The sequence below is a fragment of the Blautia sp. AF17-9LB genome, assembly GCF_003479185.1.
GTDB classification, from domain to species: Bacteria; Bacillota; Clostridia; order Lachnospirales; family Lachnospiraceae; genus Fusicatenibacter; species Fusicatenibacter saccharivorans.
Window position 1 is genome coordinate 70,651 of sequence record NZ_QUGU01000010.1, and the last position, 19,380, is coordinate 90,030.

Here is a 19,380-nt window from a genome sequence, read left to right on the forward strand (position 1 = left end):
TGTACTCCCGGAATTTTTCAGCTCGCGCAAATACAGGCACAAAAAAAGACTCCGAAGATACATTTTTCTCTCACTTTACGCTCTCTTCTCTCTTCTGTCCATACCTCTTCCCACAATTTTTCTTCTTTTCTTTATATTTTTTCCATTTCTTTTAGAATTTGGACACACTTTGCTCACATATTCCTTTTATAATAAAGCTCGGATAGTTGATAAACCACTCACTATCTCCCCCCTCATAAAAAGATGGCGATATACTTTTGTATATCGTCATCTTTATTTTTACTGACAAAAACGCCCCCGGGCAGAAAACGTAACCACTTCCGTTTTCCGCCCGGGGGCATTCTTTCTTCCTTTTTGCTCAGGCCTCTGCAGCAGCTTCCTCTACTTCCGCTTCTGCCATCGCCTGTTCGTACTGTTTCAGGATAATGGTCTGAATCTTTTCTCTGGTTCCGGAGTTGATCGGATGTGCGATATCGCGGTACTCCCCGTCCGTAGCCTTACGGCTCGGCATTGCGATAAACAGTCCTTTTTCTCCTTCAATCACCTTGATATCATGTACAACAAATTCGTCATCGATTGTGATAGACACAACCGCCTTCATTTTTCCTTCTTTTGTTACCTTGCGTACTCTCACGTCTGTAATGTTCATAAACTTTTATGCCCCTTTCACCTCATAATCAGATGGCGTATCTTTCGTTTTTTTCGACAACAATTTTGATGCCGTCCTCCCCACAGTGATAGGAGTTTGCACGGATGGTGTCCCTACTCTCCACAATACAGTTTTCAATGTGAGTGTTGTCTCCGAGATATACATCATTTAAGATGATAGAATTTTTAATTACACAGTTGTTTCCAACATATACTTTCTTGAACAAAACAGAGTTCTCAACCTGTCCGTTGATGATACAGCCGCTGGATACAAGAGAATTTTTCACTGCGCAGCCCGGATTGTATTTTGCCGGCGGAAGATCGTCGATCTTGGAGTAGATGCCCGGATACTGACCGAAGAAGTAATCTCTTACCTCCGGTTTCAGGAAATCCATATTGGTTCTGTAATAGGAATCCACAGTAGCAATGTTGCTCCAGTAGGTATTGATTTTATATCCGTAAATCCGTTTCAGGTTCTTGTAACGGATCAAAATATCCTTTACAAAGTCGTAGCGGTCTTCCTGTGCGCTGCGCTCAATCATTTCGATCAGCTGGCGACGGCGGATGACATAAATGCCGGTAGAAATCACGTTGGAGTTCGAAACCATCGGTTTCTCCTCGAACTCCTCGATGCGGCAGTCCTCATTCATCTTCAGAACGCCGAAGCGGCTGGTGTCTGCTTCCTTGGAATCCGTGCATACCACGGTAACATCCGCACGTTTTGCAATATGATATTCCAGCACCTTATTGAAATCCAGTTTGTATACGCCATCTCCTGATGCAATGACTACGTACGGCTCATGGCTGTTTTTCAGCCAAGTCAGGTTCTGACTGATCGCGTCTGCCGTTCCACGGTACCACCAGCTGTTATCTGATGTAACGGTTGGTGAAAATACAAACAGACCGCCATGTTTTCTTCCGAAATCCCACCATTTGGATGAGCTCAAATGCTCGTTTAAGGATCTGGCGTTGTACTGTGTCAGGACAGCCACCTTCTGAATATGAGAGTTTGCCATACTTGACAGCGCAAAATCGATGCTGCGGAAGCTGCCTGCGACCGGCATAGCTGCAACGGCTCTTTTATTGGACAGCTCTCTCATTTTGTTGTTGTTACCGCCTGCAAGAATAATTCCCAATGCTCTCATATTACTCACCGTCCTTTTCTACAATTGCTCCGCCGGACGGAAGTGTGCCATCCGGGTAATCCTCAAGGGAAGTTTCGCCGGAAATGCAGACATTCTTTCCAATGGTTACGCCATCCGGAATGACTGCCTTTTCTCCAACGGTCACAAGTCCGAATCCGTAAATATTCGGTTTTAAGACGTTCGGCGCTTCCTCGCCAACGCCCATCACAACATGTTTGCCGACATGTACGTTTTCTGCAATAATGGCCTTATTGACCTGGGTTCCCTCGCCGATTGTGCTGTGGCGCATAATAATAGAATCTCTTACAACAACACCCTTTTCAATGCGCACATCCGCACCGATGACGGAATTATGTACCTCTCCGTAGATTTCAGCGCCCTCGCCGATAATACAGCGGTCGATGACAGCGTCCCCGGAAACATACTGCGGACGGATGATATCACCTTTGGTATAGATCTTCCAGAACTCCTCATATAAATTGAATTCCGGAATAATATCGATCAGCTCCATATTTGCTTCCCAGTAGGAGCCAAGCGTTCCGACATCTTTCCAGTAGCCGTTGAACTCATACGCAAACAAACGTTTTCCGTTGTCGCGGCAGTACGGCAGAATATGTTTTCCGAAGTCACAGCTCGGCTGATCCTTCAGGGCTGTCAGAGATTCCTTTAATGCTTTCCAGCTGAAAATATAGATGCCCATAGAAGCGAGGTTGCTTCTCGGGTGCTCCGGTTTTTCTTCAAATTCGGTAATTCTTCCGTTTCCGTCTGTGATCATGACACCGAAACGGCTTGCTTCTTCGATCGGTACCGGCATACATGCGATGGTCACATCTGCGTGATTTGCTTTGTGATAGTCAAGCATCACTTCGTAATCCATTTTGTAAATGTGGTCGCCGGAAAGAATCAGAACATATTCTGGATTGTATGTTTCCATATAAGCCATGTTCTGGTAAATTGCATTTGCTGTTCCTGTATACCATTCACTGCTTGTACTTTTTTCGTATGGCGGCAGAACGGTTACACCGCCTTCGTTTTTATCGAGATCCCACGGAATACCGATTCCGATATGGGTATTCAGCCGCAGCGGCTGATACTGGGTCAGTACGCCTACCGTATCAATTCCTGAATTGATACAATTACTGAGCGGGAAGTCGATGATTCGATACTTTCCGCCAAATGCTACTGCCGGTTTTGCCACTTTCTCCGTGAGCACACCGAGACGGCTTCCCTGACCGCCTGCCAGCAGCATTGCTATCATCTCTTTCTTAATCATGCAATCACCTCTTGTCGTATCTAAAGATTTGCAGTAACTGTAAGAATGTACGGTTCTACGCTTACCGTTCACCGGTTTTCCGCGAGCGGTAACCTTCACTGCCCCCATTTCAGGCTTTGCCTTGCAAGAAGGGGCTGCTTACACCTGAATCACTTTCGCACGCAGCGAAACAGCACCTGCCTCCCTGTGTATGAAACAGCCACCATGCTGTCGGTTCTGGTTTTTCATATCCACGCACTTCTTTGATAACTACAATTAAAATTATATCACACTTCCGTCTCATTGTGAACATTTTTTATAATTTTTCTTTTATTTTATCTTATATTTTATTGATTTTGACTATGTATTTTATTTGTGTCAAAAATCGTATCATGATTTTCTACAATTTTCGACAGCGTATTCATTTATTTTTACCAGTTTTTGTTACATTTCGTTCATTTTAGTTTGCAATATTTCTTTTTGCATATGATCTGTTTTATAATACTTATCCATTGTTTTTTATTTCATTTTCGAATTCATCCGCTTTTTTTCTTTTACTTTTCCGGCAAATACGTGTATACTATTAGCCAGAACAGTTCCAGCCGGATTCCGGGGAACCGGCGCTGCATTTCGTTCTGTTCTTTCCTATATTAATCGAAAAATATGTATTGAGAAAATTTCCCCATTTTCAGTGAAAAGACACATTGAAGGAGATACCATGTACGAAGTAGATTTCAGTAAACCAATCCATATACATTTTATTGGCATCGGCGGCATCAGCATGAGCGGCCTTGCCGAGATTCTTTTAAAAGAAAGCTTTACAATTTCCGGTTCCGATGCAAAAGAAAGTGACCTGACCCGCCACCTGACTTCTCTTGGCGCACAGGTTTTCTACGGTCAGAAGGCAGAAAACATTCTTCCGGGAACCGACCTTGTTGTTTATACCGCAGCCATCCATCCGGACAACCCGGAATTTGCCGCTGCAAAAGCTGCCGGTGTTCCGATGCTGACCCGTGCCGAGCTGCTCGGACAGATCATGCGCAACTACGATACACCGATCGCCGTTTCCGGTACACACGGAAAGACGACAACAACTTCTATGCTCTCCCACATTCTGATGGCCGCTGACTGCGATCCGACTATTTCTGTCGGCGGTATTCTTCCGTCCATCGGCGGAAATATCCGTGTCGGCCATTCCGAAACCTTCCTGACCGAGGCATGCGAGTATACCAACAGTTTCTTAAGCTTCTTTCCGAAAATCGGCATTATCCTCAACATGGATGCAGACCATCTCGATTTCTTCAAGGATATCGACGACATCCGCCACTCTTTCCGTGCGTTTGCCCGTCTGCTCCCGACCGACGGCATGCTGATTATCAATGCCGATACGCCGAAATACGATTACGTGACCGAAGGTCTTGGCTGTAAGGTTGTCACCTACGCGCTGGAGAATCAGGCTGTCGCTGATTATACCGCTGCCAACATCACCTACGATGAGTTCGATCACCCGTCCTTCGACTGCATCTGCCGTGGCGAGCTGCGCGGTCGCTATACGCTGATGGTTCCGGGACTTCACAACGTTTCCAACGCCCTGGCTGCCATTGCACTGGCCGATGAACTGCAGCTGCCGGAAAACGCCATCCACGAAGGCTTTGCCACCTTCCGCGGAACCGACCGCCGTTTCCAGTATAAGGGTACATACCACGGAGCAAAGGTGATCGACGATTATGCGCATCATCCAACCGAAATCCGTGCAACGATGGAAGCCGCTGAAAACTGTGCGCACAGAACACTGTGGTGCGTCTTCCAGCCGCATACCTACACCAGAACGAAAGCGCTGCTCGATGATTTCGCTGCCGCTCTTTCCCTGGCAGACCATGTGGTTCTCGCCGATATTTACGCAGCCAGAGAAACCGATACGCTCGGCATCTCCTCCAAAGATATCCAGGAACGCATTGTAAAACTCGGCACTGCCTGCGAATATTTCCCATCCTTTGCGGAAATCGAAAACTATCTGAACGAAAATCTTGCCGAGGGCGACATGCTGATCACCATGGGCGCCGGAGACGTTGTAAAAATCGGCGAGGAGCTTCTTGCTTCCGAAAAATAAAATCATTCTTTCGCTTCACCTGCTCCCTGCGGAAATATGGAATTTTCCTTTTTCCGCAGGGTCTTTTTTTACTCCGAATCCACACAATCTGTCTTTTCGCCAAATAGTTACGCACATTTTTATTCACAGCTATTTTCCTGTATTTTCGCCTGTTTTCAGAGTTATCCACATTGTCCACAATTTTATACACATTTTTACGATCCACACAATGTGGATTCCCTGTGTATAACTTTGTTTACATAACGATATCACCAGAAAGTCCTATACTTCCCTGTTTTCCTCCATTTTTCAACATTTTTGGTAGATGATAATATTTCACAAAACAGATTTCTCCACATTATCCACATTGTCCACAGTCCTTTTTCATCCACCGTGCCTTTTTCCCGGAATGTTTTTTTCCGCAAAACACCTATTCACTTGTCGAAAATACTGTGTTATACTTGATTGTGTATGAGAAGGCAAGACGTATAATAAAAAACAGATCGCTAAAAGTAAAAATCTGCCGCACGATAAGAACAGGATGGTGTAATTTTGAGTATGCTGACATTAAACAATGACTGCCTGGCCAGTGTGACTGCTGTGCCGGATCTTTTTCTGGAACAATATATGCCCGCAGCCAACGGAGAATTTGTAAAAGTGTACCTTTATCTGCTGAAGCTGGTCAAGGATCATCAGCAGGATTCCACTCTGTCATCGATGGCAGATTTTTTTTCCTGCACGGAAAACGATATCGTCCGTGCGCTGAAATACTGGGAGAAGCAGGGACTCCTCTCGCTCTCCTACACCGCCGGGGAAAGCGTTCCGACCGGAATCGCCTTTCTGCCGCTTGTACGGAAGGAAGAAAGCGGAATCCTTCCAACACCGGAATCCTCGATTTCCGGCCCGATTGCGGCTGCACCGGCTGTTTCTGCTGTATCCGTTGAAATCCCGCAGACGGAACAGACCCCGGCTCCATCATCACAGCCGGCCGTTTCTGCCCCATCTGCCTCTTCTCCGGCAGATGATCTTTCCAGTTCCGGTATTTCCGGACAGTCAGCAGAAAAAAAACACGCTCCCGGCAGCCGCGAAGAACTGCAGCACGTTCTTTACGTTGCGCAGACGTATTTCGGTCATCTTCTGTCGCCGACGGAAATCGAATGCATCATGTTTTTCTATGATGATCTCCACTTTTCCGCGGATCTTCTGGAATACCTGGTGGAATACTGTGTTTCGAAGGGAAGCACCAGCATCCACTACCTGAAAAAGGTAGGACTCGCCTGGCAGGAAAGCGGAATCCGCGATGTTGCCTCTGCCAAACAGGAGACCACGACATTCAACAAACATTACTACACAATTTTGAAAGCATTCGGCATCCGCAACCGCGCACCGGTGGAAAAAGAAGCCGAGATGATGGACCGCTGGCTGAATACCTACGGTTTTACGATTGATCTTATCACGGAAGCCTGTCAGCGCACCGTTTCCAAGATCGGCCAGCCGAGCTTCCAGTACGCGGAAGGCATTCTCTCCAAATGGAAGGAACAGGGCGTCCGCTCCATGGCAGACGTCGAACAGCGCGATGCGGAGCACCAGAAAAGGAAGAAAACCGCTTCTGATCAAAATGCGGCACGAAAAACCGCTCCTGCTGCTTCAAGTAACCGCTTCAACAATTTCCATCAGAGAGAATACGACTACCAGAAGTTAGAAGAACAGCTTCTGAAATAACGCCCGGAGGACGAAACAACTATGGCACTGACAAACCCGCAATACGATGCGATTATGCGTATGTACAACGAACGGCAGCTCCGCCACCAGAGAGAACAGCAGGAGCACATCCGCATTGCTTATGAAAAGATTCCGCGCCTTGCGGAAATCGACGCCGAGATTGCATCCCTCTCGGTCCGGAAAGCAAAAGCGATGCTGAACGGAGACGCTTCCATGGATCTCGACCTGAATGCTGCCATCCGTGACCGTTCCCAGGAACGCGCGGCGCTCCTTTCCATGCACGGCTACCCGGCAGACTATCTCGAGCTGACGTATGACTGCCCGCTCTGCCGCGACACCGGCTACATCAACGGCACGCAGAAATGCGCCTGCTTCAAAAAAGCTGCCGTCGATCTTCTGTACCGGCAGTCCAACGTGGAGGAGCTTCTGAAAGCCGAAAATTTCAGCCAGTTCTCCCTGGATTACTACTCGGACAGCCTGACCAGTACCGGAACACCGCTCACTTCCCGCGAGGCCGCTGCTGCCGCGCTCGAAAAAAGCCAGGCGTTCGTCCGCAATTTCGGCTCGTCGTTTGAAAATCTCTTCTTTTACGGCGACACCGGTGTCGGAAAAACGTTTCTTTCGCACTGTATTGCCCGCGAGTTGATCGAGCAGTCGTTCTGTGTGATTTATTTTACTGCATTTGATCTGTTTGACCTGTTTGCACGCTACACCTTTTCCAGTTCAGAAGAAGCAAAAGACGCTCACGCCAATATCTTTGACTGCGATCTTCTGATCATCGATGATTTAGGTACGGAACTGACCAACAGCTTCGTCTCTTCCCAGCTCTTTCTCTGCATCAACGAACGCATCCTGCGGAAGAAATCGACGATCATCTCCACGAACCTGCCCCTTGACCGCTTCATGGAGACGTACTCGGAACGTACCTTTTCACGAATTTCAAGTAACTACACCATCATTAAACTTTTTGGAAACGATATTCGGATCCAGAAAAAACTTTTGGGAGGAACCAAAGCATGAGTAAGGGAACTGAAGGACATTTTGACACACTGCCAATCGGAAGACTGGGACTGATCCCGCTGAACAGCAGCGCCGCACTTGGAAAAAAGGTCGACGATTATCTGGTCAGCTGGAGAAAGGGACGCGGCAATGAATTTGCGGAAAAATATGTCGCTGCCTATGAAGGATATGAGCGTGACAGCTACATTATCCAGTCTCAGGTTCCGCGTTTCGGTTCAGGCGAGGCAAAGGGTATCATCAACGAATCTGTCCGCGGTGACGATATCTACATTCTGCTCGATGTCTGCAACTACAGCCTGACCTATTCTCTGTGCGGCTACACCAACCACATGTCTCCGGACGACCACTTCCAGGATCTGAAGCGTGTCATCGCAGCCATCGGTGGAAAAGCCCGCAGAATCAATGTCATTATGCCATTCCTGTATGAGAGCCGCCAGCACAAGAGATCTGGAAGAGAGTCTCTCGACTGCGCACTTGGTCTGCAGGAGCTGACTGCTATGGGCGTAGAAAACATCATCACCTTCGACGCTCACGACCCGCGTGTCCAGAACGCGATTCCGCTGCATGGATTTGAAACCATCCAGCCGGCTTACCAGTTCATCAAAAACATCCTGCGCAATGCACCGGATATGAAGCTCGACAAGGATCATCTGATGGTCATCAGCCCGGATGAGGGCGGTATGGGCCGTGCTATCTACATGGCAAACAACCTCGGTGTTGACATGGGTATGTTCTACAAACGCCGCGACTACTCTACCATCATTGATGGACGCAACCCGATCGTTGCCCATGAGTTTCTCGGTGCTGATGTCAAAGGTAAGGATATGATCATCATCGACGATATGATCTCCTCCGGCGAGAGTATGCTGGAAGTTGCCAAACTCTTAAAGGATCGTGAGGCACGCAACATCTACATGTGCTCGACCTTCGGACTGTTCACCAGCGGACTGGAGAAATTCGACAAGGCTTATGAGGAAGGACTCTTCACAAAAGTTCTGACCACCAACGTCGTATACCAGACACCGGAGCTTCTCTCCCGCGAATATTACATCAGCTGCGACCTGAGCAAATATATCGCTCTCATCATCGACAAGCTGAATCACGACGCCTCCATCAGCGGACTGCTGGATCCGGCGGATCGTATTCAGAAAGTTATTAAGAAATTTAAGAATCACGAGAAGATCTGATATTCCAGGGTTCGAATTTGGAACCCGCCAAACATGAGGAAGCAGCGCCAGCGGATTCCGAATGTTTGCAGAATCGCGGAACAATTCGTGAATATCCACAAACGCCGAAACTGTCACGAAAACGGTTTCGGCGTTTTTTATATTTTTAGCAAATTCTTGCTAGTTTTTTCTTTTTTCGGCTGTATAATGAAATTACATTGTACGACGAAGGAGGTATCACACATGCAATTTGGACATTTTGATGATGCGAAAAAAGAGTATGTCATCACAAGCCCGAAGACTCCGCTTCCGTGGATCAACTATCTGGGATCTGAGAACTTCTTTTCTCTGATTTCCAATACCTGCGGCGGATACAGCTTCTACAAGGACGCAAAACTTCTGCGTCTGACCCGTTACCGTTATAACGATACGCCGCTCGATCAGAACGGACGCTACTACTACATCAAGGACGGCGATACCGTCTGGAACCCGGGCTGGCAGCCGACCCAGACGCCGCTCGATTCCTACGAGTGCCATCATGGCCTTGGCTACAGCCGCTTTGTTTCTTCCAAAAACTTAGTTGCCGCTGAACTGACCGCTTTTGTTCCGCTGGCAGATTCCTGCGAAGTAAACCGTCTCATGCTGACCAACAACGGCACCGAAGAAAAAACACTGGCTCTGACTTCTTTTGTAGAGTTCTGCTTCTGGAACGCCGTGGACGATATGACCAACTTCCAGAGAAACTTCAGCATCGGCGAAGTTGAGATCCAGGGTTCTGAGATTTACCACAAAACTGAGTACCGCGAGCGCCGCAGACATTACGCTGTTTATGCAGTCAACTGCCCGATCGACGGATACGATACCGACCGCGACGCTTTCCTTGGCGCTTACCGCGGAAATGACCGCCCGGAGACGGTTCTTCGCGGCACTGCAGGCAACACCGTCGCCAGCGGATGGGGTGTGATCGGTTCCCACCACATCGACGTTACCTTAAAACCAGGCGAGTCCCGCTCCTTTATCTTTGTTCTCGGCTACTGTGAGAATGCAGCGGATGACAAATGGGAAGCTCCTGGCGTGATCAACAAAAAGCCGGCAAAAGAGATGCTCTCCCACTATCAGACCGACGAGCAGGTTGACGCAGCACTTGCAGAGCTTGCTTCCTACTGGGAAGGCCTGCTGGCAAAATATGCGCTCTCCTGTGCAGATGAAAAACTGGGACGCATGGTCAACATCTGGAACCAGTATCAGTGTATGGTTACCTTCAACATGTCCCGTTCCGCATCCTACTTTGAGTCCGGCACCGGCCGTGGCATGGGCTTCCGTGACTCCTGCCAGGATCTGCTCGGCTTCGTTCATCTGATCCCGGACCGCGCAAGAGAGCGTCTGCTCGATATTGCCGCTACCCAGTTTGAAGACGGAAGCGCATACCATCAGTACCAGCCACTGACGAAAAAAGGAAACATGGATATCGGAAGCGGCTTCAACGATGACCCGCTCTGGCTGATCGCCGGATGTGCCGCCTATATCAAAGAGACCGGAGATTTCTCTATTCTCGACGAGCAGGTTGATTTCGACAACGATTCCACCAAGGCTCAGCCTCTGATGGAGCACCTGAAACGTTCCTTCGACTTTACCGTAACCCATCTCGGACCGCACAAACTGCCGCTCATCGGCCGTGCAGACTGGAATGACTGTCTGAACCTGAACTGCTTCTCTGCAGAGCCGGGCGAACCGTTCCAGACGACAGGACCTTCCGAGGGACCGGTTGCTGAGTCCATTTTCATCGCCGCTATGTTCGTGAAATACGGCAAAGAGTACGCAGCCATCTGCCGCCGCAGAGGCAATGAGGAAGAAGCTGTTTACGCAGAAAAAGAAGTCGAAAAAGTTTACCAGGCAGTCCTTGATGCAGGCTGGGACGGCGAATGGTTCCTGCGTGCTTATGATGCAGCAGGCGAAAAAGTCGGTTCCAATGAGTGTGAAGAAGGTAAGATCTACATCGAGCCGCAGGGCTTCTGTGTTCTTGCTGAAATCGGTGTCAAAGAAGGACTGGCAGAAAAAGCCCTGACTTCTGTCCAGAACATTCTGGAAACCAAGTACGGCGTTGTTCTTCTGCAGCCGGCTTACACCAGATATTACCTGAATCTTGGTGAGGTTTCCTCCTATCCGCCGGGATACAAAGAGAATGCTGGTATCTTCTGCCACAACAACCCATGGATCTCCATCGCTGAAGCCGTTGTCGGCCACGGAAACCGCGCATTTGATCTGTACCGCAAGATCTGCCCGGCTTACATTGAGGACATCAGCGAGATCCACCGCACCGAGCCGTACGTCTACTCTCAGATGATCGCCGGAAAAGACGCTGCTCATTTCGGTGAGGCAAAGAACTCCTGGCTGACCGGTACTGCCGCATGGACTTTTGTCAATGTTTCCCAGTACATCCTCGGCATTCAGCCGGATTACGACGGACTTTCCTTAAATCCGTGTATTCCGTCCAATATGGAAGAGTTCAAGATCCGCAGATACTTCCGCGGTGCATGGTATAACATCACCTTTAAGAATCCGGAGCACAGGGAGAAAGGTATTTCTTCCCTCACGGTAAACGGAACCGCAGTAGAAGGAAATCTGATTCCGCTCACCGAAGGCTGCACCGAATATGATGTTGTTGCCGTAATGTAATTTTTCAAATTTCAAATTTCCATAAACACAAGGCGAGCCCCGGAAAGCACAACTGCTTTTTCGGGGCTCGTCCCTTTTATTCTTATTTTTTACTGCAGCTGCCGTCTCTCTCTGACACCGGAAAGATCTTTGATGACCTCTCCCGCCAGAATCAGTCCTGCTACGGACGGCACAAACGCTACGCTGCCCGGGATATCACGCCGCTCCGTGCATTTTCTTGCAGCTCCCGGAGGACAGATACAATTTGTCCGGCAGCTGATGCTCATATCCTCAAGCGGACGGAGGGATTTTTCCTCTGAATAAACCACTTTCAGTTTCTTCACGCCGCGTTTTTTCATCTCACGACGCATGACCTTTGCCAGCGGACACATGTTCGTTTTATAGATATCCGCCACGCGGAACTTCGTCGGGTCCAGCTTGTTTCCGGCTCCCATGCAGCTGATGACCGGCACATTGCACGCTTTGGCGCGCATGATAATCTCAATCTTCGCTGTCACGGTATCGACAGCATCCACCACGTATGAATACTTCGAAAAATCAAAATCGTCCGCATTTTCCGGCAGATAGAAGCATTTGTATACCTCTACCTCCGCTTTCGGATTGATATCCAGAATGCGTTCTTTCATTACGTCTACTTTATATTTTCCGACACTGCTTCTCGTCGCAATAATCTGACGGTTGATGTTGGTGAGGCAGACCTTATCATCGTCTACCAGCACAAAATGGCCGACACCGCTTCTTGCCAGCGCCTCCACGGTATAGCCGCCCACGCCGCCGATACCGAAAACAGCAACGGTTGCATCCGCCAGAAGATCCATGCTCTCCTGTCCGAGCAGAAGCTGTGTTCTGGAAAACTGATTCAATGCCATTTGTTTTCCTTCCTCCTTGTTTATAATCTCTACTACAATAATAGGTTATTTGCTTTTGTCTGTCAACACCTTACGGAACCAGCTCTGCGGAAACTCAAAAACAAAGAGAATGCCAAGCACAATCGCAACTGCATCCTTCAGTGTCAGAAATCCTCTTGCACCGGCGCGCTCCAGATCATTGGTTACCACGTAAAAAGCAGTCCAGTAGATGCCGCTTCCCGGCACCAGCGGGAAAATACCCGCAATCAGAAATACCGTTACCGGGCAGCGCTTGTACACCGCAAAGCTGCGCGACAGAAGGATGACGAGCACCGTTGCAAAAAAGATGGACACCGGCTCTGTCGTATGCGGGAGGATCAGTTTATAGCAGATCCAGCCGCAGGCACCTGCCAGTCCGCAGTACAGGTAGTATTTCCGCGGCACCTGGAACAGCAGCGCAAACGCAATCGTTCCGACGCAGGCTGCAAAAAATTCCGCAATTAAACGAATGGTATCACTCATAGCTGCAGCCCTCCCGCCAGTTGATGATATCCTGTGATAATCAGTCCGACGCCAAGCGCAATACAGAATGTCACAAGCAGCGCATCGAGCATCCGCACGGAACCAGCGATGTAGTCCTGATCCGCAATATCACGGATGGCGTTCGTGAAATTGACACCGGGCACCAGCGGAATAATCGAACCGATGATAACCTTGTCCAGATGATGGCCGATCCCCGCCTGATACAGAAAAACGGCAATCAGCGTGACAAGCGCGCCGCCGGAAATATTCGTCGCAATCTTTGACATTCTGCCACGCAGCAGGTACAGCAGATAGAAATACAGAACAAAGCCCGACAGAAACGCTACCATGCTGTCCACCACATCGCCGCCGAACAGAAAACAGAAGCAGGCGCTTCCGACACCGGATGCAAGCACCTGGTGCCATCTTGGTTTGTCCGGCATCCGCTGAATATCGAGCAGCCAGGCCTTCGCCTCCTTCGGCATGTGCAGACCCTCCTCGATTTCACGGGAGAGCTGGTTGACTGCCGTTACCTTGTCGAGCCGCGCCGCCGACAGCGGAATGTGACGCACGCGGGCAAATTCCTGCTTTTTTCCGCTCTCAGCTGTCAGGAAAATACCACTGCTCAACACAAACGCATCGCTGGAGTTGACGCCATACGCCCGTGCAATGCGGTCGATCGTCTCCTCCACACGGAAGATTTCCGCGCCGCTCGCCAGCAGGATGTCTCCCGCCAGCGATGCCACATCAAGCGCTTCTCTCGTCGATTCTGCGTTCATCTTTGTTTTCCTCCTTTTTCAAAACCGTATACCCATTTTCCTTTCAAAAACAGATACAGGAAAATGACAGAACTGATACTCCAGGTCAGCGGGTAAGCCCAGAAAATCACGCGGATATCCTGGATCAGCCGGACCGTCACGGTAATGTAGCTGACGCGGAACAGGCACCAGACACAGAGCATGACAACCATGGGAACCGCGGCGTGCCCGGAACCGCGGAGCACAGCCGCGATGCAATGAGAAAACGCCAGCAGAAAATAAAACAGTGCAATCGTTCTCGCCTGCATCACGCCGTAATGGACAACGGCCGGATCGCTGTTAAACGCCGCAATCAAAGTCGGTGCGGCCGCATAGATCACAAACCCGATCAACTCGGCGATGGTAATGGAACAGAGAATGCCAAACCGCGCTCCTTTTTTCGCCCGGTCATACTGTTTTGCACCGAGATTCTGGCTGACAAACGTCGTTAATGCCATCGTAAAGCATGTAACCGGAAGGAATGCAAAACCCTCGATTTTTGCATATGAACCGCAGCCTGCCATCGCCATTTTCCCGAATGCATTGATGTTCGTCTGCACGAAAACGTTTGCGATCGAAATAACCGAGTTCTGGAAACCGGACGGCACACCGTTGCGGATAATCTCGCCAAGCGCCCGGCCGTCGAAACGGATTTTGCGGATATGAAGACGATACTCTTCCTTCGTCCGCAGCAGATGGATCATGCAGAGAATCGCGCTTGTGAACTGGGAAATGACCGTTGCAAGCGCCGCCGCACCGACCCCCATGCCAAGCCCTCCGATAAAAAGCAGGTCGAGCACAACATTGATGCACGACGATACGATCAGATAGATCAGCGGGTGACGGCTGTCGCCAACGGACTGCAGGATGCCGACGAAAATGTTATACATGATAAAACCAAGAGATCCTGCAAAATAGGTACGGAAATATTCGACGGACTGCGGCAGGACATCGGACGGTGTTCCCATCAGCACAAGGATTTTCGGCGCCAGATACATGCCAAGCACAGTCAGCGCTACACCGGCCGCCAGGCCGAACGCCACGGTCGTATGGATCGCTTTCTGCAGATCTTCCCGGTTTTTCGCTCCGTAATACCTTGCAATCACGACACCGGCGCCCATTGCGATACCGTTAATAAAACCAACCATCAGAAAGATCAGATTGCCCGAAGAGCTGACCGCTGCCAGTGCATTGCTTCCCAGAAAATTTCCTACAATCAGCGAGTCGGCCGTATTGTACAACTGCTGGAACAGATTGCCAAGGAACAGCGGGATCGCAAACAGAATCATCTTTTTTGAAATACTGCCCTCCGTCATTCTTGTTTTACTTTCTGTACTCATTCGTAAAAACCCCCATTTCTTTTTCGTACAGTCAAAACCGGTCATCCGCAGGTTCCCGCCCGGTGCGTGTCCAGCCTTCTTTTCAGCAGACACGCACCGGAACTCACCCGAGATGACCGGTTTGGAAATATCCTTTTTTCTATTATATCGAACCTTCTCTGGAATGACAAGCCACAAATTCATGCAGAATGGCTTCGACACGTCCCAGCATCTCCTCTTCCGTGCAGAGTTCTTCCGGTTTCATGGATTCCAGGTAATCGTAGAATGCCATAAGAATGCTCGGTTCCCGGATGCTGAGGTAAATCAGCCGCTCTGTCCGCGTCTGGAACAGAAGATAGCCCTCGTTTGCATTGACCGAAATATTCAGCGCATGCTCTGCTCTCTCTTTCGTTTCCCGGATCATACGAAGATTCGCGCGATCCCGCAGCGCCAGAAAGCGGCGGATCAGGGCAATACGCTCGTCAAAGTCCAGCGGAGAATAGCACTCTTTTGGATACTCATCCACGCGGCCCGTGTCCAGGAAACTTTTGATGCCATCCTCTGAAAAAAACATCGTCGTTTTTTTATCCAGTACCTGTGTCTGCATCACCTTTGCGTACTGTGCAACCGCCCGTATCATCTGCTCACGCCCCGGCATTTCTTTTACGAGATGGCGCTCCAGCATTTCTGCTGTCAGAAGGCCGGAAAGACACGGCATTCTCTGGAAGAAATACCGCGGCTCATTTTCATTTTTGCAAGTTCCTTTTCATAAAAGATATGCTCTTTTCTTCCCTCGCGGCGGCTAAATGTCTCAATCAGTTCTCCGACCGATTTGCGCCGGTAATAAACCTCTTCACCCATCTGGGTAATGTAAAATGCATCCATGAAATCTGTTTTTTCCCGTGGCGTCAGCTGCATGAACTGTGCCATCTTCCGCACAACATCCTCCCTGGACGGATTTCGTTTTCCATTGATGATCTTATACATGGAAGAACGATCGAGTCCGCAGAACTGCGAAAGCGGGTAAACCCCGACATCTTTCATGGTGATATATTCGGATAATAAATCTGAAAAAACTGACATAGAGCCTCCTGTATCTCGATATTTTGCGTCGATTCTTTTCCAATATAGGTAAAAGTTTACCATATTCAGGGAGACTTGGCAATTCTCCCGTTCGGCTTTGCATATCGTTTTTCTTTTTTTACAGGATTTTCACACTGTTATGGAAAAACCGACGGAAAATTCCGCCGGTTTTTCTCTCTTTCGATCTGTTTAATCTTTTTTTATCCCAAATACAGTCAATGCCTGACGTGGTGAAATACCGAGTCCACCGACACTAATCAGCGTATCCTCTGCCTCCAGCAGAAGATTTTCCTTCTGGAATCTGACGATCATGCGGCCACCACTCAAACCGTCCATTCGCCGAAGCTCCATCTCGAGCGTATTTAGCGTACGCCATGCAGCAGAACCAGCATAAATATGGCCATCCGCTTCACTATAGGCGAAATCCCGGCGCATGGAGAGGACAAATTCCTTTTCTTTCCCGCCTTCCTGTACTTTCCAGTACATCTTATCGCAGCCAAAAGCGAATCGCATCTCCTGAATCGGACTTGTCTCCAGCGAAAACAGGCCGCTTCCGCCGATCAGAATTTCTGCGGAATCCGGCAGCTGCTGATTCCCCATCAGCGGAACAGATACATAAACATGCTTACTTACCTTTTCTTCCATAAACGGATTTCTCGTTCCTCTGCGCGGCGGCAGAGCCAGATCTGCGGTACGCGCTTTTACTGCACCGGCAAGTGGGGACGGTGGCAGCTCTCCTGCCTCTTTCTTCACATACGGGATCAGTTCCTCCTGCAGTGCGCTCAACTCCTCCTGAGTCTGTTCTGTTGCTGTTGTCAGGATCACAATCAGATCGAGATCCGGGAACACAACGCCGAACTGACCGTACGCACCATCTGCGCGGAAGGAGCCCGGATAACGGCACATCCAGCACTGATAGCCGTAGCCCTGCGCCCAGTCTTTTACGTGGCCTTCCGAATCGCCCTCCGTCTCAATCTGCTTGCGGCAGGCGCGTTCAAACCAGTCTTTTCGAAGCAGCTGCTTTCCTTCCCACTCACCCTGTCTGGACAGAAAATACGTGAATTTTGCCATATCCTCCGTTACCATCTTCATACCGCCGCCGCCAAGCTCCGTTCCGTCTCCGAGCAGCGCACAGGTAAGGGATGTGATGCCAAGCGGCTCCAGCAGACGGGATTTCAGAAATTCTGTGACGTTCTGTCCCGTTTTTTTCCTCAGAACGGCAGCCAGCATGTTAGTTCCGGCTGTATTGTATTTATAAAACGTTCCCGGCTCATGGAGCACCGGATGATGAAGAAAGGTAGAAATCCAGTTTTCGGAATTGTCCATAATCTCCGTCTCGTGACCACAACCCATAATCAACAGGTGATGCAGCGTGATTTTTTTGAGATTTTCAGATGGATTTTCCGGCAGCAGGTCCGGAAAGATATCGACAATTTTCTCATCCAGCGATAAGATTCCCTCCTGCTCTGCAAAACCAATCGCCGTTGCTGTCAACGATTTACTGAACGAATACAGTGGATGACGGAATTTTTCATCATACGGCTTCCACCAGCCCTTCGCTGCACACTGTCCATGGCGGATCACCATAAAGCTGTGCAGCTCAATCTGGTTCTCTTCGATTCGGTCGAGAAAATTCAAAATTCCTTTGGAGCTGATTCCAGCTGATTCCGGTGTCACATCTTTAAAGTATCCCATTTTGCTTTTCCCCTTTCTCTCAGCCCTTATGCATCAATTTCGTAAAGTTCAACGGAAAGATCGCCCTTCCAGCTTACGCGGTCGTACGGTGTCTCCGGATAAACCACTGTAGAGATAGCATCTACGCCATCCTCAGCAAACAGTTCCAGAATGGAAACATCAAAAACAAGCTCCAGATTCCATGCTCCGTCTTTCTTTCTCGCTGCGGTGCTGATGGAATATTTTTCCGTCATGAAGTGCTCACTGAATTCTTTGTAGCCCGCCATGGTACGGTCAACCGTGATTTTGGTGTCAGTTACATAAATCTTCAATTTCTGTCCCACTGAGTTTTTCAGGCAAATTTTCGCATCTCCTTTTCCGGAAACCTTCAGTCCAAAGGTCTCTGTGCGGATCGTTGTATGATTCTCGATCGGATAGCTGCTGTGACGGAATTTTTCCAGTCCGGCCGGAGCAGCCACGAGGGTCAGCGCACCATCTACCTCTGTCAGGGACAGCTTTCTCACCAGGGTTGCCTGGCCACAGTACTCTTCTGTCGGAGTCTGTGCTGCATACTGCCAGTTCATACCCCATCCCATCAGCAGAACATCTTTCGCATTCTGGAATGTAACGGCTGCATAGTTGTCGAAGCCTTCATCCAGCCATCTTGGCTCATCGGATGGATAGGTGCAGAGGAATTTTTCTCCATCGAAATCACCCAGGAAATACTGCATTTTGCAGTGGTCGTCCTCGGAGGCTTTTGTCATGCTGACAACAAGAACCCATACATTTTTCCCCTTATACTCAATCGGGAACAGATCCGGGCATTCCCACACACCCTTCACATGATTTCCTTCCGGTCCGAATTCTCCTGTTTTCTCCCAGTTTTTCATATCCTGGGATGCATAGAAGAAGACACGGTCCTGCGCTGCAAGGACAAGACTCCAGCATCTTCTGACCGGATTCCAGAACGCTTTCGGGTCACGGAAATCGGAAATTCCCGGGTTTTTGATGACCGGATTCAGATATGACTTTTCAAAATGCCGGCCCTTATCATTGCTGTATGCAATACTCTGCTGTTCCAGGCCGTCCTTATGATGACTCGTGTAAATAGCAATGATTGGCGGATTTTCATTGGTGCCATACTCAGAAGAATTCTGCGTATCATACACAGCACTTCCCGAGAAGATAAATCCAAGTTCATCCGGATAAAGTGCGATTGGCTGATGCTCCCAGTGAATCAGGTCGCGGGATGTTGCATGGCCCCAGTGCATCGGTCCCCAGCTGGTATCATACGGGTACTTCTGATAAAAGAAGTGGTACACGCCATCTACATAAACCATGCCATTCGGATCATTCATCCAGCCTTTTTCCGGCGAAAAATGGATTTTCGGTCTGTAATCTCTTTTTTTCATCATTTTT

The 19,380-nt window shown here is 49.1% G+C and carries 16 protein-coding genes; 5 read left to right on the top strand and 11 right to left on the bottom strand.

Annotated features, from left to right (window positions below; genetic code table 11):
- Window positions 1-358 precede the first annotated feature (358 nt).
- From spoVG to DWX00_RS11680, 3 genes are read right to left on the bottom strand one after another with little or no spacing between them, the layout of a single operon-like run.
- Window positions 359-649, bottom strand: a complete 291-nt coding sequence (gene spoVG / locus DWX00_RS11670) for a septation regulator SpoVG (protein WP_118595274.1) — start codon at window positions 647-649, stop codon at window positions 359-361.
- A 28-nt stretch (window positions 650-677) separates the two neighbouring features.
- A complete protein-coding gene (gene glgD, locus DWX00_RS11675) occupies window positions 678-1,793 on the bottom strand; it encodes a glucose-1-phosphate adenylyltransferase subunit GlgD (RefSeq protein ID WP_118595275.1) in 1,116 nt (371 codons plus the stop codon).
- 1 nt (window position 1,794) lies between these two features.
- Window positions 1,795-3,066 carry a glucose-1-phosphate adenylyltransferase gene (locus DWX00_RS11680; protein ID WP_118595276.1) on the bottom strand — a complete coding sequence of 424 codons (1,272 nt, stop codon included), beginning with the start codon at window positions 3,064-3,066 and terminating at the stop codon, window positions 1,795-1,797.
- Window positions 3,067-3,763: 697 nt separating this feature from the next.
- Here DWX00_RS11680 and murC point away from each other — a divergent pair.
- From murC to DWX00_RS11705, 5 genes are all read left to right on the top strand, one after another.
- On the top strand, window positions 3,764-5,155 hold the full coding sequence (gene murC, locus DWX00_RS11685) for a UDP-N-acetylmuramate--L-alanine ligase (protein ID WP_055219224.1): 1,392 nt from the start codon (window positions 3,764-3,766) through the stop codon (window positions 5,153-5,155).
- A 537-nt stretch (window positions 5,156-5,692) separates the two neighbouring features.
- Window positions 5,693-6,856, top strand: a complete 1,164-nt coding sequence (locus DWX00_RS11690; protein WP_117805049.1) for a DnaD domain protein — start codon at window positions 5,693-5,695, stop codon at window positions 6,854-6,856.
- A 21-nt stretch (window positions 6,857-6,877) separates the two neighbouring features.
- Window positions 6,878-7,876, top strand: a complete 999-nt coding sequence (locus tag DWX00_RS11695; protein WP_055219220.1) for an ATP-binding protein — start codon at window positions 6,878-6,880, stop codon at window positions 7,874-7,876.
- Window positions 7,873-9,063 carry a ribose-phosphate pyrophosphokinase gene (locus DWX00_RS11700; RefSeq protein WP_022463223.1) on the top strand — a complete coding sequence of 397 codons (1,191 nt, stop codon included), beginning with the start codon at window positions 7,873-7,875 and terminating at the stop codon, window positions 9,061-9,063. Before DWX00_RS11695 ends, DWX00_RS11700 begins: the two co-directional genes overlap by 4 nt.
- 222 nt (window positions 9,064-9,285) lie before the next feature.
- Window positions 9,286-11,718 (top strand): GH36-type glycosyl hydrolase domain-containing protein, encoded by a 2,433-nt coding sequence (locus DWX00_RS11705; protein WP_118595277.1) that lies wholly within the window; start codon window positions 9,286-9,288, stop codon window positions 11,716-11,718.
- A gap of 89 nt (window positions 11,719-11,807) precedes the next feature.
- Here the strand turns inward: DWX00_RS11705 and DWX00_RS11710 are convergent, their stop codons facing one another.
- The 8 genes from DWX00_RS11710 to DWX00_RS11745 form a co-directional block, all read right to left on the bottom strand.
- On the bottom strand, window positions 11,808-12,587 hold the full coding sequence (locus DWX00_RS11710) for a tRNA threonylcarbamoyladenosine dehydratase (protein ID WP_118595278.1): 780 nt from the start codon (window positions 12,585-12,587) through the stop codon (window positions 11,808-11,810).
- A gap of 45 nt (window positions 12,588-12,632) precedes the next feature.
- Window positions 12,633-13,088 (bottom strand): threonine/serine exporter family protein, encoded by a 456-nt coding sequence (locus DWX00_RS11715; protein ID WP_117761736.1) that lies wholly within the window; start codon window positions 13,086-13,088, stop codon window positions 12,633-12,635.
- Complete coding sequence (locus DWX00_RS11720; RefSeq protein ID WP_055219212.1) at window positions 13,085-13,867, bottom strand: threonine/serine exporter family protein; 783 nt, start codon at window positions 13,865-13,867, stop codon at window positions 13,085-13,087. Before DWX00_RS11720 ends, DWX00_RS11715 begins: the two co-directional genes overlap by 4 nt.
- Window positions 13,864-15,225, bottom strand: coding sequence for an MATE family efflux transporter (locus DWX00_RS11725; protein ID WP_118595306.1), 1,362 nt, complete (start codon window positions 15,223-15,225; stop codon window positions 13,864-13,866). Before DWX00_RS11725 ends, DWX00_RS11720 begins: the two co-directional genes overlap by 4 nt.
- Before the next feature lie 142 nt (window positions 15,226-15,367).
- Window positions 15,368-15,922, bottom strand: coding sequence for a hypothetical protein (locus DWX00_RS11730; RefSeq protein WP_118595279.1), 555 nt, complete (start codon window positions 15,920-15,922; stop codon window positions 15,368-15,370).
- The gene (locus DWX00_RS11735; RefSeq protein ID WP_118595280.1) at window positions 15,898-16,287 is read right to left on the bottom strand and encodes a helix-turn-helix domain-containing protein; all 390 of its coding nucleotides are present in this window, start codon (window positions 16,285-16,287) and stop codon (window positions 15,898-15,900) included. Before DWX00_RS11735 ends, DWX00_RS11730 begins: the two co-directional genes overlap by 25 nt.
- Before the next feature lie 189 nt (window positions 16,288-16,476).
- Entirely contained in the window at window positions 16,477-17,982 is a 1,506-nt protein-coding gene (locus tag DWX00_RS11740) for a serine hydrolase domain-containing protein (RefSeq protein ID WP_118595281.1), read from the bottom strand.
- A gap of 26 nt (window positions 17,983-18,008) precedes the next feature.
- Entirely contained in the window at window positions 18,009-19,376 is a 1,368-nt protein-coding gene (locus DWX00_RS11745) for a glycoside hydrolase family 32 protein (protein WP_055265616.1), read from the bottom strand.
- Window positions 19,377-19,380 lie beyond the last annotated feature (4 nt).

Bases quoted from the DNA above. Each gene is read 5' to 3' on its own strand.
- DWX00_RS11745 (WP_055265616.1), bottom strand. From the start codon at position 19,376: ATGATGAAAAAAAGAGATTACAGACCGAAAATCCATTTTTCGCCGGAA.
- DWX00_RS11735 (WP_118595280.1), bottom strand. From the start codon at position 16,287: ATGTCAGTTTTTTCAGATTTATTATCCGAATATATCACCATGAAAGAT.
- DWX00_RS11690 (WP_117805049.1), top strand. From the start codon at position 5,693: ATGCTGACATTAAACAATGACTGCCTGGCCAGTGTGACTGCTGTGCCG.
- murC (WP_055219224.1), top strand. From the start codon at position 3,764: ATGTACGAAGTAGATTTCAGTAAACCAATCCATATACATTTTATTGGC.
- DWX00_RS11740 (WP_118595281.1), bottom strand. From the start codon at position 17,982: ATGGGATACTTTAAAGATGTGACACCGGAATCAGCTGGAATCAGCTCC.
- DWX00_RS11700 (WP_022463223.1), top strand. From the start codon at position 7,873: ATGAGTAAGGGAACTGAAGGACATTTTGACACACTGCCAATCGGAAGA.
- DWX00_RS11680 (WP_118595276.1), bottom strand. From the start codon at position 3,066: ATGATTAAGAAAGAGATGATAGCAATGCTGCTGGCAGGCGGTCAGGGA.
- DWX00_RS11730 (WP_118595279.1), bottom strand. From the start codon at position 15,922: ATGCCGTGTCTTTCCGGCCTTCTGACAGCAGAAATGCTGGAGCGCCAT.
- spoVG (WP_118595274.1), bottom strand. From the start codon at position 649: ATGAACATTACAGACGTGAGAGTACGCAAGGTAACAAAAGAAGGAAAA.
- glgD (WP_118595275.1), bottom strand. From the start codon at position 1,793: ATGAGAGCATTGGGAATTATTCTTGCAGGCGGTAACAACAACAAAATG.
- DWX00_RS11710 (WP_118595278.1), bottom strand. From the start codon at position 12,587: ATGGCATTGAATCAGTTTTCCAGAACACAGCTTCTGCTCGGACAGGAG.
- DWX00_RS11705 (WP_118595277.1), top strand. From the start codon at position 9,286: ATGCAATTTGGACATTTTGATGATGCGAAAAAAGAGTATGTCATCACA.
- DWX00_RS11715 (WP_117761736.1), bottom strand. From the start codon at position 13,088: ATGAGTGATACCATTCGTTTAATTGCGGAATTTTTTGCAGCCTGCGTC.
- DWX00_RS11695 (WP_055219220.1), top strand. From the start codon at position 6,878: ATGGCACTGACAAACCCGCAATACGATGCGATTATGCGTATGTACAAC.
- DWX00_RS11725 (WP_118595306.1), bottom strand. From the start codon at position 15,225: ATGAGTACAGAAAGTAAAACAAGAATGACGGAGGGCAGTATTTCAAAA.
- DWX00_RS11720 (WP_055219212.1), bottom strand. From the start codon at position 13,867: ATGAACGCAGAATCGACGAGAGAAGCGCTTGATGTGGCATCGCTGGCG.